Here is a 15,875-nt window from a genome sequence, read left to right on the forward strand (position 1 = left end):
AAATACTTATTTTTAAAATGAGCTTATAAATTTTGCAGTTTTACCTTTAAATTAAAATAAATTGACTGAATATCCAAAAGAAATTAAATTTAAATATCCTTGGAGAAAATATCAAAATAGAGTACTTAACGAATTAAAAAGTCATCTATCTGACGGACATCTACATGTAATTGCTCCTCCTGGTTCAGGAAAGACTATCTTGGGTCTCGAAGTTGCGATAAGACTTAATAAACCAACTTTAATTCTAGCGCCTACAATTGCAATAAGAAATCAATGGATTCAGCGTTTTTGTGAACTATTTCTTGAAACCAACTTGACACCTGATTGGATTTCAAGAGACATTCGAAATCCAAAATTTATGACTGTTGTCACATACCAAGGTCTTCATGCAGCTTGTAACAATTGGCGAATTGATGAAGAAGAAATTGAAAGTGAAGAAGAAGACTCAGAAGAAACAAACGGAAACGGAAGAGCAACAAATCCAAATCTTGACAACATTGTAAACGGACTAAAAGCGCAAAATATAAAAACGATTGTGGTTGACGAAGCGCACCATTTAAAGAATGAATGGTGGCAAACATTAACAAAGGTTAAAGAAGAATTAGACCCGATAATTGTTGGATTGACAGCTACTCCTCCTTATGATGTTACAGCTACAGAATGGCAACGTTATATTGATTTAAATGGACCTGTCGATACAGAAATTTCAGTTCCTGAACTGGTAATCGAAGGTGATTTGTGCCCACATCAAGATTATGTATATTTCACCTCACCAACTGAAAATGAAAACCAATCTATTGTTGATTTCAGACAAAAAATTGAAAAACTATTTCAGGAAATTAAAACTGATGAAACTATTATTAATGCGATAGAACAACATCCAATTTGGCAAAACCCAACAAAACAATTGGAATGGATTTATAATAATCTATCTTATTATTCGGCTTGCCTCATATTTTTAAAATCTAACAAAAAAGAAATTCCCGAAACTCATCTTGAAGTTATTGGTGATAAGAATTTGGGAATTCCAAAACTTAATTACGAATGGATCGAAATATTACTAGATTTTTATCTCTATAAAGAAAAGGAACATTTTAAGATATTTGAAGAACATCAAATAACACTTGAAAACCGACTAAGAAGATACGGAGCCATTGAAAGAAAGCAAATCAATTTTTCGCATAATAAAAGAGTTACAGGGTTTTTGACTTCCAGTATAAGTAAACTAAACGGTATTAAAGAAATTGTTGATTTTGAATACAAAAATTTAGGCAATAGTTTACGTTTAGTTATTCTTTCCGACTTTATTCGAAAAGAGTTTTATATCAATGCTCTAGAAAATAATCTTGAACTAAATAAAATTGGTGTTATTCCAATCTTTGAAAAATTAAGACGAGAAAACAAAGAGAACAAAAAGATTGCTGTTTTGACAGGTTCAATGATAATGATTCCTGTAAGTGCTTATCCTGCTTTTGAAGTTAAAGCTGCGAAATACGGCATCACGCAAATCAATTCTTCCCTTGTTCCTTTTGATAACAATTACATTCTAATAAATAAAACCGAGCAAATCAAACATGATATTGTTCATATTGTTACCCAAATATTCCAAAAAGGGGAAATTGAGGTATTAATTGGTACTAAATCATTACTTGGAGAAGGTTGGGACGCTCCTGCAATCAATTCTTTAATCTTGGCAAGTTTTGTAGGTTCGTTTGTACTTTCCAATCAAATGCGTGGTAGGGCTATTAGAACACAAAATGGAAATAGCGAAAAAACAGGAAACATTTGGCATTTGGTATGTGTTGACCCTACTTCACCTTCAGGCGGAGACGATTTTGACTTGCTTAAAAGAAGATTTAGAAGTTTTGTTGGAGTTTCATTCAAAGAAGAACCCGGAATTGAAAACGGAATTGGCAGATTGAATTTACCCGAAAACATTCATCATAAAGGAGAAGCCGAAAAGAAAAACAATGAAATGTTTGTCTACGCTGGTGATAGAGAAAATTTAAAACAGCGATGGAAAGAAGCATTAGCAACGGGTGTAAACCTTGTGGAAGAAATAAAAATTCCATTTCCTGAGGAGAGAGAATACAAAACAGTAAAGTCAATATACCTAAATAATACCATTAAGAACTTAATTACTACGTTAGGGTTTTCAATAATGGGTTATTTAGAAGGAATTTTACAAAATTTTGGAAGGGTTATGAGAAATATAAAAACCTTGCAAGATTTCTATTTTTATTTAACAGTTATTGGAATTGGTGGCGTATTATTTTTTGGAAGAAGAACCTTCAAAACAGCAAGACTTTATTTCAAATACAAAGATATTTCAAAAGATATTCAACAAATTGGTGATGCCTTATTAAATTCATTAATCAAAGCAGAAGTAATTCGTGGTGACAATTCAAAATTAAAAGTAGAAACATCAGTTGATGAATTTGGTGCTGTATATTGTCATTTAGAAGGAGGAACAACGTTTGATAAATCAACTTTTATTAATGCTTTACAAGAAATAATTGGACCAATTGAAAATCCTAGATATGTGATTATTAGAAAAAATAAATTTCTACTCTTAATTCAACAAAAAGATTATCATTCTGTTCCAGAAATAATTGGAAAAAATAAAAAATCAGCGGAATATTTTAAATACCAATGGGATTATCTTGTGGGTGAGTGTGAATTAGTTTTTACTAGAACATTAAATGGAAGAAAACTTCTTTTAAAATCTAGAGTAAAATCATTATCTTCACAATTTAATGATAAAATTGAACACGTAAATAAATGGAGATAAAACAATGAAAAATCAATATAAATTACCTTTAATTTTATTCCTGATTGGAATAATTTTGACCATTGTTGGTTCGCTTTTTAAATTGATGCATTGGCCAGGCGCTACCATCATATTAACTGTTGGGATGTTAACAGAAGTTGCGGCAATTATTACGTTAATTGTTCTATTAATTAAACACAAATGATAATTTGGGTTAAAATACTTATTGTTGTAATTGCTCTTTTGCATTTGTATTTCCTTTGGTTAGAAATGTTTGTTTGGACAACCAAAGCCAAAAAAGTATTTAGAAGTTTACCTGAAGATTTATTCGAAAAAACAAAAGTTTTAGCCGCCAATCAAGGATTATATAACGGATTTTTAGCTGCTGGATTAATTTGGTCTGTGATAATTGCTGATGAAATTTGGAGTAAAAACATCGCTTTTTTCTTTTTAATATGCGTTGCAGTTGCTGGTTGTTATGGCTACTACTCTACTCAATCTAAAAAAATATTTTATGTGCAAGCTTTACCAGCTATCATTGCTTTGTTGAGTTTGTTATTTTAACAAAAAAAGCTCAGACTAAGAATCTGAGCTTTTTTTAAAATATCGTTATGAAAATCTAGAAGTAATAATCAGTTTTAGCCTTTAGTATTTATTTCTTAATTATAACTATAGCTTTATTTACAACGATATTCGGATTCTTTGTAGATTTCAAAATTCCTTTAAAAGTATATTTTCCATCTTCGGAGATTTTAAGCACTTCATTTTTTCCAGTAAAACTCCATTTTGTATTATCTCCAATAGTCGTTTTTATTTCTCCAATCGTTATATTTTTTTCAGTTGGGTCGAATTCAAGAATTGCAAAAGGTTTGTCATTTTTGTAGATTCTTAATCTGAATTGAAAAAATTCTTCTCCTGAATATTCAACGTCCATTTCGGACCAAAAAGAAATTTCTTCATCTTTTTTTAAATTTAAAGTTGTTTCTTTTTCAAAAATATTTTCTTCACTTGTACTAACTCTATTTATTGGTAATCTAGCAATTTCTTCACCTGTAAATGATTCACAAGAAGTGATAAATAAATAAGAAATTAATAAAAATAATATTTTCTTCATATTTTGTTTTTAAATATTACTGCAATTTTCTAATTAATCCTCTAAATCTATTTGAAAACTGTTTAAAAATAAAACTGATTTCTCGATATCATAATGCAAAATTCTGTCTTCCGACACAAAAGAAACTTCCTCTCTGTACGATTTTACAAAACTTTCTAGGAATTCACTCGACTGTAATGGTCTTCTGAATTCTAAGGCTTGAGAAGCGTTTAGTAGTTCAATCGCTAAAATACGTTCTAAGTTTTCAACAATTCGTAACGTTTTCGTTGCAGCATTAGCTCCCATACTTACATGATCTTCTTGTCCGTTGCTCGAAACAATGCTATCAATGCTTGCTGGAGTTGCCAATTGTTTATTCTGACTCACAATACTAGCAGCTGTATATTGCGGAATCATAAAACCTGAATTCAAACCTGGATCATTCACTAAAAATGCCGGTAATTCTCTTAAACCTGAAATTAATTGATAGGTTCTTCTTTCGGAAATATTACCTAATTCTGCCAATGCTATTCCAAGGAAATCCAATGCTAATGCTAAAGGTTGTCCGTGGAAATTTCCTCCAGAAATAATCAAATCTTCACCAACAAATATATTTGGATTATCCGTAACCGAATTAATTTCGGTACGAAAAACTTTTTTTACATAATCAATCGTATCTTTTGAAGCACCATGCACTTGCGGAATACAACGGAACGAATACGGATCTTGTACCTGTTTTTTCTCTTGTGCAATAATCTGACTTCCTTCTAATAAATCACGCATTCTTTCAGCTGTAACCACTTGTCCTTTGTGCGGACGAATCAAATGAATTAAATCCGTAAATGGTTCAATTCTTCCATCAAATCCTTCCAAAGAAATGGCACCAATAACATCTGCTAAATACGATAACTTTTCCGCTTTAATTAAGGAATAAACACCGTAAGCACTCATAAATTGGGTTCCATTTAACATGGCTAAACCTTCTTTGGATTGTAAAACTATTGGTTCCCAACCCATTTTTTGTAATGCTTTTGAAGCCGGTTGACGAAAACCATCCATATAAACTTCTCCTTCACCAAGTAATGGCAACGATAAATGTGCCAAAGGAGCCAAATCACCCGAAGCACCTAATGAACCTAATGTATAAATTACGGGTAAAATGTCGTTGTTGTAAAAATCAATTAAACGCTCCACAGTTACTAATTGCACACCTGAATGTCCGTAACTTAGGGATTGGATTTTTAGTAATAACATGATTTTAACCACTTCAAGCGGCACTTCATCTCCTGTTCCACAAGCGTGTGATTTTACTAAGTTTTCTTGTAATTTAGATAAATTTTCATCCGAAATCTTTACATTGCATAAAGAACCAAAACCAGTATTAATACCATAAATAGGTTTGTCATTGGAAAGCATTTTGGCATCCAAATAGCTTCTGCATTTTACGATATTCACTTTTGCTTCTTCTGATAAAGCCAACTTGTAATCGTTTGAAATTATGGTATTTATCGTTTCAATTGAAAGTAAATCAGAACTTATATAATGTGTATTTTCCATGGTAGTTTTTAAAACTTCAAAATTCCGTAAACAATCGTTAAAATGCAAGTAATATTTGTATTAATATCAAAAAATAGAAATTTGCTAATAATTAGCTCGATTTCAATCTAAAATTTAAAGAATTTTCAATAAATTAGCGACTTCAAATTTTACACACAAATACAATGAAAAATACAGCTTTAACGCACATTCACGAAAGTTTGGGAGCTAAAATGGTTCCGTTTGCAGGTTATAACATGCCTGTTCAATATGAAGGAGTAAATGCAGAACACGAAATCGTTAGAAATGGCGTAGGTGTTTTTGATGTGTCGCACATGGGCGAATTCTTCTTGAAAGGAGAAAATGCTTTGGCATTAATTCAAAAGGTAACTTCAAACGACGCTTCAAAATTAGTGAACGGAAAAGCACAATATTCTTGTTTACCAAATAACGATGGCGGAATTGTTGACGACTTAATCGTTTACAAAATTGAAGACAATCATTATATGTTGGTAGTAAATGCTTCTAACATTGAAAAAGATTGGAATTGGATTGCATCACACAATGATTTAGGTGTGGATATGCAAAATCTATCTGATAGTTATTCTTTATTAGCTATTCAAGGACCAAAAGCCGCTGAAGCTATGCAATCATTGACTGCTATTGATTTAACTAACATGGGGTATTATACGTTCCAAATTGGTGAATTTGCTGGAAAAAATGATGTAATTGTTTCGGCAACAGGATATACTGGTTCGGGAGGATTTGAAATTTACTTCAAAAACGAAGATGCGGAATACATTTGGAACAAAGTTTTTGAAGCTGGAGCAGCTTTTGGAATTAAACCAATTGGATTAGCGGCTCGTGATACTTTACGTTTAGAAATGGGATTCTGTTTGTACGGAAACGACATCAACGATACCACTTCTCCATTAGAAGCAGGTTTAGGTTGGATTACCAAATTCGACAAAGAATTTACCAATTCTGAAAACTTAAAGAAACAAAAAGAAGCTGGCGTTTCTAGAAAATTAGTTGGTTTTGAAATGGTAGATAGAGGAATTCCTCGTCACGATTACGAAATTGCTGATGCGAACGGAAATGTAGTTGGAATTGTAACTTCAGGAACACAATCACCTTCTTTAGGAATTGCTATTGGAATGGGTTATGTACCAACAGCTTTAGCTACAACAGATTCAGAAATTTATATTAGAATTAGAAATAAAGACATTAAAGCAAAAGTGGTTAAAACGCCGTTTTATAAGAAATAATCAAGTTTTGTTACACAGAGATTCGCAGAGTTTTTTGAATTAGATTGTGTTGATTCAGAGATTCACAGAGCGTTTCACTTTTTGGAATTTGGAATTTAATTTTTGGAATTTAAAAACATATAAGTCATATTAGTTTTTCAAGCTGAATTTAGATTGCAAATATTAAGTTCATTTAAGATTTATTAAATTTCTTAAATCTGTGTTCCTTTTTGGAATTTGGAATTTGACTTTTGGAATTTGAATATTTACATTTGCAACCTGAAACTTGAAACTTTAAACAAAAATATTTAGAAATGGGAAGAGCGTTTGAATTTAGAAAAGCCCGTAAAATGAAACGTTGGTCGGCTATGGCTAAAACGTTTACTAGAATAGGAAAAGATATTGTAATGGCCGTTAAAGAAGGCGGACCAAATCCTGAAACCAATTCACGTTTAAGAGCGGTTATTCAGAATGCGAAAGCTGCGAATATGCCAAAAGACAACGTGGAGCGTGCTATTAAAAAAGCATCAGATAAAGATACAGCCAACTTCAAGGAAGTATTATTTGAAGGCTATGCACCACACGGAATTGCCATTTTAATTGAAACCGCTACCGATAACAACAACAGAACCGTTGCGAATATTAGAAGTTATTTCAACAAATGTAACGGTACGATGGGAACTCAAGGTTCGGTGGAATTTATGTTTGATCATACATGTAATTTTAGAATTCCAGCTGAAGGACAAGATGTGGAAGAATTAGAATTAGAAATGATTGATTTTGGTGTAGAAGAAATCTTTGCTGATGAAGACGGTATTTTAATGTACGCTCCTTTTGAAAGCTTTGGTGCAATTCAGAAAGAATTAGAATCTCGTGGTTTAGAAATTTTATCTTCAGGATTTGAAAGAATTCCACAAGTAACCAAAGAACTAACACCAGAGCAAGTTGCTGATGTGGAAAAATTATTAGAAAAAATTGAAGAAGACGATGACGTAATGAACGTATATCATACAATGCAAGAAAGCGTTGAGTAATTCTTTTTCTATCTTACATATGAAATCCTTACAAGAAATTGTGAGGATTTTTTTATATATTAAAAAATAATTAAGTTGTAGGAAAAATTATTTATTTTTGTCATCAACTACTCAATGATAGAAATCAAGCAAATTTAAGATCATAAAACTTGTTATTAGAGTAAGAAATAAAAATATATGTCATGAAAAAAATTTTATTATTCTTATTTTTCAGTACTCAATTATATTCTCAAGACTATTATTTTCAGGGTAAAATTTTACATTGTAAAACAAGTAACTTTGAAGCTAAAAAATTATTTGATGATGGAGTCAAGTTGTTACATCTAAATCACCAACTTAACATGAAATACTTAGCTATTAATGCTGATATTTTTGGAAGAGCAATTCTGCAAGATACTACATTTTGTGATGCCTATTTTTTTGCAGGATATACATTAAATCTATTGGGAAAATATCGCGAATCCTATGCTTTTCACAAAATGGCAGATACATTAGCCCCGAAAGCGGTTTTGTTGTACAAACAAAATTTAGCTGCAGTTTGTTTAAAAATAGATTTAATAAAAGAAGCAAGGGAAAAATACAAGGAAATTGTGACGTCTTTTCCTAGAAGCCCTGAAGGTTATTATGGCATAGCTGTAACTTCACTAATAATTGGAGACTACTCTAATGGAATACAGAACGCTAAGAGAGCTTTAGATAATTACGAATCAACTGAATTTCAGTATGGTCAAACGCTTTACATAAAAGGAATATTGCTTACTTTAGATAAACAATATACTGAAGCACTTTCAACCTTAAAAGAAGTTCCTAGAAGCTTAAAGAAAGATGATAATTTTAATATGTATTTTAGTTTATCCTTATTACAGGTCTCAATCAGTACAAATGATTTAAAAATGAAAAAAGAATCTTTAAAATATTATAACAAGATTAAAGACAAAAACAACATACCTGAAGATATAAAACCTTTATTTAATTATTAAATGTTAAGTAATTAGACGCAAAACCGATAGCGCGGAATTACATTCCGTGCCAACAAAGCAAAAAAAAACAATTAAAAAATTCGTAACTTAGTAAATAATATAACTTTACGATTATGAGAGTTGTTTTTATTCTTATCCTACTCTTACTAATGCAATCGTGTGCTTCCAAAAAGTATACAAAAATTAGGCTGTTACCTGATGGAATCAAATCTGCAACCGAAGAAAAATATGTAGTAGAAAATAATCAGAAAAAGCTTTTGTATAAAAAGGAAATGGTTTTTACTAAAAATGGTCGCATCAAATACTCCAAAACTGTTGATTCGTTAGGCAATCTATTGCGAGAAACCGAAAAGAGATTATGGTTTGTAGTAGAATTGTATCCTGATAAAGAATCGTATTATTGTAAAACACGTTGGAAAACCAAACAACGTGAGCGTATCAGCTGCTACACAAAAAAACAATACAAAGAAAATGAAGCCATTTATTATTATAATACCGATGGAACGATTGATAAAATAGAAGATAATTTCGAAACGTTCAACACACAGTATTTTTATTATACTAATAAAGAACTTTCTAAAATTATTATCAGGGATAAAAATGATATACTCATTGATGAAATTTCAATAAATTGTGTAACAAAAGATGAAAAAGGAACTTGTTTAAAAGAGATTAGAATTTCAATTAAAACAAATAATCAAGAAGAGCTATTATTAACACCAAAATATGATTAATCTTCTCACCCTATAGCGAAGAATGAAATTAAGTGATCGTTCATCATTAATTTCAAACAATAAGTAAAAATATATTTCGTTTTATAAATTTAATTTGAACTGTATCATTTCATACTATTTTGAAATATTTTATAAAAAACAACAATATTTAAATGAAATTAAACCAACTAAAACCATTACATCAAATGAAAAAAATTATCTTTTTCTTAACTACCTTAGGCATTATCGCTTGCTCCTCTACAAAATCAAATGTATCATCAAACTCATCTAATAGTACATATGGTTATAGTCAAAAAAATCCTGTAAAAGTCGGTGGATTTTCTGAAGGTCCAATTAATGAAAGAAATTATTTAAATTCATTAAGTGGTCCAAATGGTGAGCGCATTTGGTTTCAAAGATCAGGAAGTTGTTGTCAATTTAATACTAAAAATAGTCCCTATGGAGCGGGAATGCTAGATATTTATAGAGTTTCATATGAAGGTAAAAAAGACACTGTTACTTTATACTTAAACATGTACGATAAAGAATCTTTAAAAGCTCCAGAAGGTTTTAAGTTCAAATAATCACACCTCTATAGCACGGAATCACATTCCTAATACCGATAGCGCGGAATTGCATTCCGTGCCCACAAAACAAAAAATCCTGAGCAACACTCAGGATTTCTTCTTTAACACCAGACACTACAAAACTTATAAAGGATTAAAAATAAATATAATAGCAATTAAAAATATTGAGTCACTATTTTGGTTAGCTTTATAAAAATATTTTAATCACCATTTTGTATGCACCTGTCTTTTCAAAAAGTATTTTATGTCATCGCCACAATTGTTGGTCTGTTTACAATTTTAATTTTAGCAAAAGCAGTGCTTATTCCTATTGCATTTGCCTTTTTAATAGCGTTTATACTTTTTCCTTTAACCAAGAAACTTGAATTTTGGGGTGCAAATGAAACTTTATCAGCAATTTTATCCATTTTAGGGTTATCATTGATAGTTGGCGCTGCTATTCTTCTTTTCTCGAATCAAATCATCCAACTTTCAGAAAACTTAACCGATTTTAAAGTTAAAATTGTCAATGTTTTTGCCGATGCCACATTATTTTTTAATAAAAACATTGTGCTTTTACCCCAACTGGAAAAAGAAGATTTATTCGATAAGATCAAAAATTGGATAAACGATTCAGCTGGAGCATTAATAAGTCAAACATTTAGTAGCTCGGCTAATTTCATTTTCGGACTATTAACTTCAATCGTATTTACCTTCCTGATACTCATTTACAAAAAAGGTCTGGTAAGCGCATTAGTCAGTTTTTTTCCTCAGGAGCATAGAAAAAATGCTTTTACTATGTTTAAATCGGTGCAACAAGTAGGACAGCAATACCTTTTTGGGATGGTAGTAATTGTGCTAATACTGGGATTTGTTAATAGTATCGGACTTTGGATAATTGGCATTGACAATCCTTTTCTATTTGGTTTTTTGGCTGCTGTCTTAGCTCTTATTCCTTATGCTGGAACCTTTTTGGGCTCTGCAATTCCTGTCTTATATGCTTTTATATCCTATGATAAAATTTGGATGCCAATAACCATAGTCATTTTCTTCTGGCTCGTTCAGCTAATTGAAAGTAATTATCTAACCCCAAAAATCGTTGGAGGAAATCTAAAAATTAACGCTTTCACTTCAATTATAAGTATCATTATTGGAGCTTCGATTTGGGGTATAGCCGGTATGATTTTATTTTTACCATTCGCCGCCATGTTAAAAACAGTTTGCGAACATTATATAGAACTTAAACCTTTTGCTTTGCTTATAGGTGAGGAAAATTACAATACGAAAAAGGTGAATGATAAATTCACTGATAAATTGTTTAAAAAGATAAAAAACTTATTTTCAAAAAAACATAGTTAATGGAATTAACTAATTTTAACCGCTTTCCTATTTAAGATGCTATACGTTCAAATGCAATATAATTTACTAATTCACCTTTGGAATTAAATTTGGGTTTAGCTTCAATTTCACATAAATACGTAGAGCCATCTTTGTTGTAATTCAAGATTACTGCTTTAAAAGGCATTTGGTTTTGAAGTGCTATTTTGATGCTTTTTCTAGTTTCAAGAGAAGTGGCTTCACCCTGGAACATTTTGGGTGTTTTACCAATAATTTCAAAAGGTTGGTAACCGTTCATTTGGGTAATTCCTTCTGAAGCAAAGACAATTTCACTATTGGCATTGGTAATAATGATTTCGCGTTTTTGTTTGTAAACTGCTGTTGCAAAGCATTCTTTTACTTTCCAATGGTGCTGAATAGCATTGAATTTTGAAATCTCTAATTGTCCAATAGAGAAAATATCAAACGATTGAATCGGCAATAAAGTTAAAGGGTGTTTCTGGTAATAAGCTGCAAGCGCCTGATCATAATTTTCTGTCATAACTATTCATTGTTAGAGAAAATGAATAGAACAGTAGCCTTATTTTTTACAAATAAAGCAAACTCGTCCAAGCATTTCTCGTGATACTTAAACTAAAACCAATGCTATGTATCTGACTCATTCCTAAAAGGAACACACAGTTGCACGACAGTCCAAGATTTGCACTTGGTTCCATAGTTGGATTCTACTCCACCATTGGTTTTTAATTGGAACAAATATAGGGTTTTATAATTAATAAGGAAGTTTTTAAAATGAAATAGGAATTTTAAATTTGCAATTACAAATCATTTTTTTGTAAATTGTGATTTAATTAAATCATTATGAAAACTAAAGTAACTTTAGACATAGATCCAAACTTAATCAAGCAAGCTAAATCTTATGCCAAAAAAACAAGTTAAGTTTATCTGTTTTAATTGAAAACTATTTGTCATTATTGACTAAGAAAAGCGAAGTTGTCTCTGAAGTTAGTCCGCTTGTAGAAAGTCTTATAGGGGTAATTTCTTTAAAACAGAGCGATAACAAAAAAGAAGTAGTCGATTTTTTAGTCAAAAAATATTCTTAAAATGGATTAACTTTTAGTCGACACCAACATTGTTCATGATTTACTTTCAAAACGATTAAAAAAACTTAAATATCCATCTTATTATTCTACAATAAACATTTCTTGTGAATATTTTTTATATTAGCACAATAAATACCAACTTTACTATATTGTTAAATTATACCAAAAAACAAAATGAAAAAAATCATCTTTTTGTTATCAACTTTCATCATTGTTGCATGTTCTTCTTCTAAGTCAAATGATACACAAAAGCCAAAAATTACATCAGAAAATTATTATGAGTATTTTGTAAATGCGTTACCGGGAAATAAACTGACTACGGCTTGGGTAAATAAATATGAAGTTGCCCAAATCCTAGAAGAAGAAATGAAAAATGCTGGTTTTGAATGGATTTCGACATTTAGATTAATAAAGATTAGTGATGAAGAATATGTTAATGCAATATGTTTTTCTGAAAAATCTAAAGTTGGTTTTTTATATGAAGGAAGCCATGCTATGCCAGACGAAAAAAGAAGAAGTTTGAAAAGCATGTATAAAGAAAATACAGGAAATGATTATGCCGAAAAAGTTGTTTCATTAGACAGTGAGGCTAAGTTCATTAAAATCAAAGACGTTCCAAGCAATTTCTTTATTTTAAAGGAAGATCCATATTGGTATCAATATACCGAAAAGCCCCAAAATGAAAAAACGTTGGTAGACAAACAAACAATATTAAAAATTTTAAGAAGTGATATTAAAATCGTAATTGCTTCTTTTAAAAAATAAAATTTACTTGATTGACTTTAAAGTTTATTAATTCAAAAGTAAATAAGATTACGAAGAATCGTATTCCGTACCCACAAAAAAAATCCTGAGCAACACTCAGGATTTCTTATTATAACTTTCTTCTTTCTTTTTCTTTCTTAATCAGCGTGAGTTCTCTACTGGTTTGTCCGGCTACTGAAGTGTTTTCTTCAGCTCTTCTAATTAAATACGGCATCACATCGCGAACAGGTCCAAAGGGTAAATATTTCGCTACATTGTAACCATGAGAAGCTAAATTGTAGCTGATATTATCACTCATTCCATACAATTGTCCAAACCAAATGCGGTTGTCGTCTTTCGCGATTCCTTTTTCTTGCATCAATTGCATTAAAGTATAGGAACTTTGCTCATTGTGAGTTCCAGCGAAAATCGCCATTTTATCAATGTTTTCAACCATGTATAAAACTGCAGCATCGTAATTTTCGTCTGTTGCTTGTTTTGAAACGCAAATTGGTGATTTATATCCTTTTTCTTGAGCACGAGCGTTTTCTTTTTCCATGTAAGCGCCACGAACTAATTTCATTCCAATGTAAAATCCTTCAGCTTTGGCTCTTTCGTGTAGTTTTTTCAAATAATCCAAACGATCCCAACGGTACATTTGTAATGTATTGAAAACAATGGCTTTTTCTTGGTTGTATTTTTGCATCATTTGGGCTACCAATTCATCAGCAGCGTCTTGCATCCAACTTTCTTCTCCGTCAATCAATAAGGCAACATCTTTTTCGTGAGCGATTTGACACACTTTTTCAAAACGAGCCACTACTCTATTCCATTCTTGTTGTTCTTCATTGGTCAATGCTTTTCCTTCGCCAATTTTTTGGTACAAAGCAAATCTTCCAAAACCTGTTGGCTTGAAAACCGCAAATGGAATTGCATTTCGTTCTTTGGCAAATTCGATGGTTTTTAATGTCATTTCCAAAGCTGCGTCAAATTGGGCTTCATCTTCTTTACCTTCTACCGAATAATCTAAAACAGATGAAACGCCTTTGGTAAACATTTTATCCACAACTGATAAACAGTCGTTCTCGTTTACACCACCACAAAAATGGTCAAAAACCGTAGAACGAATCAACCCTTCAACTGGTAAATGGGCTTTTAAAGCGAAGTTAGTCACCGCGGTTCCAATACGAACTAATGGCTGACTCTCAATTAATTTAAACAAAAAATAGGCTCTTTCTAATTCTGAATCACTTTTTAAAGCAAAAGCCACTTCAGTATTGTTGAAAATGTTTTCCATTTGAAATTTTATAAAATAGTGGCACAAATATACGGCACAGTTACCACATTTTAAATAAAAAATACCTTATTTTGCACTTCCAATAAAAAATAAAATGCAAACCATTTCAGCCACTAATTACTCGATTTTTTTCAATGAAAAGAGCTATGAATTTCTAGCAGAAGTTTTGGTTCCCAATCGCTATTCTAAGGTTTTTATTTTGGTAGACGAAAATACGGCAACGCATTGTTTACCCACATTTTTAGCCAATTTAGCTACAGAAGTTACCATAGAAATCATCGAATTAGAAGCTGGCGAAAGTCAAAAAAACATCGAAACTTGCTTGCAATTGTGGCATTCTTTAACCGAATTAGGCGGCGATAGAAAAAGTATTTTAATCAATTTAGGTGGCGGCGTAATTTCAGATATTGGCGGATTTGTGGCTTGTACATTCAAACGTGGCATCGATTTTATTAATGTTCCCACTACTTTATTAGCCATGGTTGATGCTTCTATTGGTGGAAAAAACGGCGTGGATTTGGGCAATTTAAAAAACCAAATCGGCATCATTCGCGAACCAAAAGCAGTTTTAGTTTTGCCTGAGTTTTTAGCTACTTTACCTTCCAATGAAATGCGTTCGGGTTTGGCAGAAATGCTGAAACACGGTTTGATTTACGATAAAGAGTATTGGAATCAATTCAAAAACTTAAGTGATTTAAATACAGAAGATTTGAATATTTTAATTCATCAATCCATTCAAATAAAAAACAACATTGTTTCTGAAGATTTAACAGAAAATGGTATTCGAAAATCGCTTAATTTCGGACATACTTTGGGTCACGCTATTGAGAGTTATTTCCTGGAAAGCGATTCAAAAACGCCGTTACTTCATGGTGAAGCAATTGCCATTGGAATGATTTTGGAAAGTTATATTTCGAAAGAAAAAAAGCTATTAACCAATGAAGAATACCACGAAATCAAATACATCATCAAAGATATTTTTGAAACCGTAAATTTCTCGCAAACCGACATCAAAAATTGCATTGATTTACTGATTTTCGACAAAAAAAATGAGTTTGGAAAAGTGCAATTTGCCTTGCTTGACGGCATTGGTGCTATAAAAATCAATCAAGAATGTGATAACGATTTGATTTACAATGCATTTGAAGATTATCAATCATGAAATTAATTTAATATTTTCTTTAAATTTTCTTAGAATTATTTTTTTACTTTTGTACCTAGAATGAAAGAAAATAACAAAACGCAACAACGCAGTAATCAAAGCGAAAGAAGAACTACTAGTGTGACTACAATTGCGCTTCCTTCACCCTATTTAATACATCTATTTGAAAATCTAAAGGCTTTCAACGAAAAGCTACTGATTGTTTTTGCTAATATTAGAGTTTGAAGAATAGTTTTAAAATTTCGTTTCTAATTTTACACCTATTTTTTTAATTAAAAAACTTTAATAATCA

15 protein-coding genes, 1 pseudogene and 1 riboswitch are annotated in these 15,875 nt (G+C 31.2%); of the genes and pseudogenes, 12 read left to right on the top strand and 4 right to left on the bottom strand.

Annotated elements, in window-relative coordinates:
- Positions 1-61 precede the first annotated feature (61 nt).
- The 3 genes from DPN68_RS10130 to DPN68_RS10140 are packed head-to-tail and all read left to right on the top strand — an operon-like array spanning position 62 to position 3,334.
- Entirely contained in the window at positions 62-2,791 is a 2,730-nt protein-coding gene (locus DPN68_RS10130) for a DEAD/DEAH box helicase family protein (protein ID WP_113989541.1), read from the top strand.
- Positions 2,792-2,795: 4 nt separating this feature from the next.
- Positions 2,796-2,975 carry a GldL-related protein gene (locus tag DPN68_RS10135; RefSeq protein WP_113989542.1) on the top strand — a complete coding sequence of 60 codons (180 nt, stop codon included), beginning with the start codon at positions 2,796-2,798 and terminating at the stop codon, positions 2,973-2,975.
- Entirely contained in the window at positions 2,972-3,334 is a 363-nt protein-coding gene (locus tag DPN68_RS10140; RefSeq protein ID WP_113989543.1) for a DUF1304 domain-containing protein, read from the top strand. The genes DPN68_RS10135 and DPN68_RS10140 overlap by 4 nt, the downstream gene beginning before the upstream one ends.
- 88 nt (positions 3,335-3,422) lie before the next feature.
- Here the strand turns inward: DPN68_RS10140 and DPN68_RS10145 are convergent, their stop codons facing one another.
- Positions 3,423-3,884, bottom strand: coding sequence for a hypothetical protein (locus tag DPN68_RS10145; RefSeq protein ID WP_113989544.1), 462 nt, complete (start codon positions 3,882-3,884; stop codon positions 3,423-3,425).
- 33 nt (positions 3,885-3,917) lie between these two features.
- The gene (hutH, locus tag DPN68_RS10150; protein ID WP_113989545.1) at positions 3,918-5,420 is read right to left on the bottom strand and encodes a histidine ammonia-lyase; all 1,503 of its coding nucleotides are present in this window, start codon (positions 5,418-5,420) and stop codon (positions 3,918-3,920) included.
- A 164-nt stretch (positions 5,421-5,584) separates the two neighbouring features.
- Between hutH and gcvT the strand changes: the two genes are divergently transcribed.
- From gcvT to DPN68_RS10180, 6 genes are all read left to right on the top strand, one after another.
- Positions 5,585-6,667 (top strand): glycine cleavage system aminomethyltransferase GcvT, encoded by a 1,083-nt coding sequence (gene gcvT, locus DPN68_RS10155; RefSeq protein ID WP_113989546.1) that lies wholly within the window; start codon positions 5,585-5,587, stop codon positions 6,665-6,667.
- Positions 6,668-6,960: 293 nt separating this feature from the next.
- Positions 6,961-7,680, top strand: a complete 720-nt coding sequence (locus DPN68_RS10160; protein ID WP_113989547.1) for a YebC/PmpR family DNA-binding transcriptional regulator — start codon at positions 6,961-6,963, stop codon at positions 7,678-7,680.
- A 182-nt stretch (positions 7,681-7,862) separates the two neighbouring features.
- Positions 7,863-8,660 carry a tetratricopeptide repeat protein gene (locus DPN68_RS10165; protein WP_113989548.1) on the top strand — a complete coding sequence of 266 codons (798 nt, stop codon included), beginning with the start codon at positions 7,863-7,865 and terminating at the stop codon, positions 8,658-8,660.
- Between the two features lie 113 nt (positions 8,661-8,773).
- A complete protein-coding gene (locus DPN68_RS10170) occupies positions 8,774-9,394 on the top strand; it encodes a hypothetical protein (protein WP_133256594.1) in 621 nt (206 codons plus the stop codon).
- A gap of 185 nt (positions 9,395-9,579) precedes the next feature.
- Positions 9,580-9,957, top strand: a complete 378-nt coding sequence (locus tag DPN68_RS10175) for a 2-dehydro-3-deoxyphosphooctonate aldolase (RefSeq protein WP_113989576.1) — start codon at positions 9,580-9,582, stop codon at positions 9,955-9,957.
- Between the two features lie 219 nt (positions 9,958-10,176).
- On the top strand, positions 10,177-11,298 hold the full coding sequence (locus DPN68_RS10180) for an AI-2E family transporter (protein ID WP_113989550.1): 1,122 nt from the start codon (positions 10,177-10,179) through the stop codon (positions 11,296-11,298).
- Between the two features lie 31 nt (positions 11,299-11,329).
- Here DPN68_RS10180 and DPN68_RS10185 read toward each other — a convergent pair whose 3' ends face one another.
- Entirely contained in the window at positions 11,330-11,818 is a 489-nt protein-coding gene (locus DPN68_RS10185; RefSeq protein ID WP_113989551.1) for a PAS domain-containing protein, read from the bottom strand.
- 86 nt (positions 11,819-11,904) lie between these two features.
- Positions 11,905-12,030, bottom strand: a riboswitch (cobalamin riboswitch).
- Between the two features lie 108 nt (positions 12,031-12,138).
- On the opposite strand from DPN68_RS10185, the pseudogene DPN68_RS13315 reads away from it, so the two are divergent.
- Positions 12,139-12,380 (top strand): annotated as a pseudogene (locus DPN68_RS13315) (DUF6364 family protein).
- Positions 12,381-12,554: 174 nt separating this feature from the next.
- Complete coding sequence (locus tag DPN68_RS10195; protein ID WP_113989552.1) at positions 12,555-13,145, top strand: hypothetical protein; 591 nt, start codon at positions 12,555-12,557, stop codon at positions 13,143-13,145.
- A gap of 109 nt (positions 13,146-13,254) precedes the next feature.
- Here the strand turns inward: DPN68_RS10195 and DPN68_RS10200 are convergent, their stop codons facing one another.
- Positions 13,255-14,421, bottom strand: coding sequence for a proline dehydrogenase family protein (locus DPN68_RS10200; RefSeq protein ID WP_113989553.1), 1,167 nt, complete (start codon positions 14,419-14,421; stop codon positions 13,255-13,257).
- 94 nt (positions 14,422-14,515) lie between these two features.
- On the opposite strand from DPN68_RS10200, the gene aroB reads away from it, so the two are divergent.
- The gene (gene aroB / locus DPN68_RS10205; protein ID WP_113989554.1) at positions 14,516-15,583 is read left to right on the top strand and encodes a 3-dehydroquinate synthase; all 1,068 of its coding nucleotides are present in this window, start codon (positions 14,516-14,518) and stop codon (positions 15,581-15,583) included.
- Positions 15,584-15,875: the final 292 nt, after the last annotated feature.

The organism is Flavobacterium tibetense (assembly GCF_003293845.1).
In the GTDB taxonomy this organism is placed as follows: domain Bacteria; phylum Bacteroidota; class Bacteroidia; order Flavobacteriales; family Flavobacteriaceae; genus Flavobacterium; species Flavobacterium tibetense.

Coding starts and splice junctions, on each gene's coding strand:
- DPN68_RS10135 (WP_113989542.1), top strand. CDS start 2,796: ATGAAAAATCAATATAAATTACCTTTAATTTTATTCCTGATTGGAATA.
- DPN68_RS10140 (WP_113989543.1), top strand. CDS start 2,972: ATGATAATTTGGGTTAAAATACTTATTGTTGTAATTGCTCTTTTGCAT.
- DPN68_RS10145 (WP_113989544.1), bottom strand. CDS start 3,884: ATGAAGAAAATATTATTTTTATTAATTTCTTATTTATTTATCACTTCT.
- hutH (WP_113989545.1), bottom strand. CDS start 5,420: ATGGAAAATACACATTATATAAGTTCTGATTTACTTTCAATTGAAACG.
- gcvT (WP_113989546.1), top strand. CDS start 5,585: ATGAAAAATACAGCTTTAACGCACATTCACGAAAGTTTGGGAGCTAAA.
- DPN68_RS10160 (WP_113989547.1), top strand. CDS start 6,961: ATGGGAAGAGCGTTTGAATTTAGAAAAGCCCGTAAAATGAAACGTTGG.
- DPN68_RS10165 (WP_113989548.1), top strand. CDS start 7,863: ATGAAAAAAATTTTATTATTCTTATTTTTCAGTACTCAATTATATTCT.
- DPN68_RS10170 (WP_133256594.1), top strand. CDS start 8,774: ATGAGAGTTGTTTTTATTCTTATCCTACTCTTACTAATGCAATCGTGT.
- DPN68_RS10175 (WP_113989576.1), top strand. CDS start 9,580: ATGAAAAAAATTATCTTTTTCTTAACTACCTTAGGCATTATCGCTTGC.
- DPN68_RS10180 (WP_113989550.1), top strand. CDS start 10,177: ATGCACCTGTCTTTTCAAAAAGTATTTTATGTCATCGCCACAATTGTT.
- DPN68_RS10185 (WP_113989551.1), bottom strand. CDS start 11,818: ATGACAGAAAATTATGATCAGGCGCTTGCAGCTTATTACCAGAAACAC.
- DPN68_RS10195 (WP_113989552.1), top strand. CDS start 12,555: ATGAAAAAAATCATCTTTTTGTTATCAACTTTCATCATTGTTGCATGT.
- DPN68_RS10200 (WP_113989553.1), bottom strand. CDS start 14,421: ATGGAAAACATTTTCAACAATACTGAAGTGGCTTTTGCTTTAAAAAGT.
- aroB (WP_113989554.1), top strand. CDS start 14,516: ATGCAAACCATTTCAGCCACTAATTACTCGATTTTTTTCAATGAAAAG.